The 1376-nt window shown below is 75.1% G+C and carries 2 pseudogenes; both read right to left on the bottom strand.

Features of this window, described 5'->3' with window-relative positions:
- Positions 1-798 (bottom strand): annotated as a pseudogene (locus ETD85_RS66610) (hypothetical protein); the annotation flags it as partial.
- Between the two features lie 254 nt (positions 799-1052).
- Positions 1053-1376: pseudogene (locus ETD85_RS62270) on the bottom strand (hypothetical protein); the annotation flags it as partial.

The following is a 1376-nucleotide window of genomic DNA, read 5'->3' as shown; positions in this document are numbered from 1 at the left end:
TGGCTGGGGGGTCGGGGTGAGGGCCGTGGAGGCGGCCTCGGTGAGCGTGGCGGCGCAGGCGTCGTCGTAGCCGGAGATCCACCGGTCGCGGTGCTGGATCAGCGTACGTCCGCGCCTGGACAGCATCTCGCCCAGCGTGTGCCGCAGCGCCGGGTCGCGCAGGGCGGCGAAGCGGACCTCCTGCACCGGCTCGGCGGCCAGCTCCACCACCATGAACGCCGCCACCAGCTCCGCCCGCCGCCGCTCGTCATAAGCCCCGAGCAGGTCCTCGAACTCCGCCGCGCCCACCTCGACCCTGCCCCCGGACGCCGTGCCCGGGTCGGCCGTGGTCTGGGCGGCGGCCACGATGTCGGCGTCGCCCACCACCGTGAGCTCGGAGCGTTCGGGCTCGGGCAGGCGGCGGACCAGCTCCTGCAACTGGGCGTGCGACTCGACCGGCCACAACGCGCAGCGCGGGCCCAGGCTGACCACGCCGTCGTCGAGGACGATCCACGCGGAGTCGTGCAGGCGGCGCAGCGCGCCGACCGCCCAGTTGCGCATCAGGTCGTCAGTACGGCCGATCAGCGCCCGATAGGTGTCGAGCACCAGCTCCACGGGCGCCGGGTCGCCGGGCCACGGGTCCACGGACTGGTCGCTCCAGCAGCACTTGAGCACGGCGGCCAGGACCCGGCGGGTCTCCCCGGACCGCTCCACGTTGACGGGCGCCACCTGGTATTCCTCCAGCAGCGACGGCGTCACCCCGTCGGGCCACACCGGCAGGGCCAGCCCGGTGGAGTCGGGATGCGTCAAGCGGGTCATCCCCGGCGGCGCGGCGACCCCGGCGCCCAGCCACAACGGCCCGGTCGACCGAGCCCGCGCATGTGCGGCACGCCCGTCGGCCGGCCCGGACCGGCGCCTCTTCACGGAGGCAGCGCCGGCGGAGGCAGCGCTGCTGGAGACGGCCCCGCTGGGGACCGCGCCGGGGGAGGCGGCAGAAGCGGAGGCGGCAGAGGCAGCGGACGGGGACGCCTCGTCAAGCCCCGGCCCGGGCTCGGGGCGGTCGGTGTCGGGCATCAGGCACGCTCCAGATATCCGTGGGACAGCCAAGCCGGCTCCCGCTCGGGATCGATCGTGAGCCCGTCACCCCACGTCAGCCGATAAGGCAGCTCAGGCCGCAGATCGACGGTCGTCAGGTCGGCGAGCACGCGCCGCGCGGAAGGCCAGTCGGCCCCGAGCACGTCGGCCAGCGCCACCCGCGAAGCCTCCCCGAGCAGCGACTCCGCCACCTGCGTCAGGCGCTCCATCGCGGCGCTGGGCGAGGAGTCGAGCGAGTCGCCGGGCCCGGGATCGGGCAGGTTGGAGCGCCTGACGCAGGTGGCGGAGTCGCTGCTCGGGGA

Source organism: Nonomuraea zeae (genome assembly GCF_005889725.1).
Classification (GTDB): Bacteria; Actinomycetota; Actinomycetes; order Streptosporangiales; family Streptosporangiaceae; genus Nonomuraea; species Nonomuraea zeae.
Note: the sequence above shows the minus strand (reverse complement) of the source record. Positions and strands in the feature narration are given on the sequence as shown.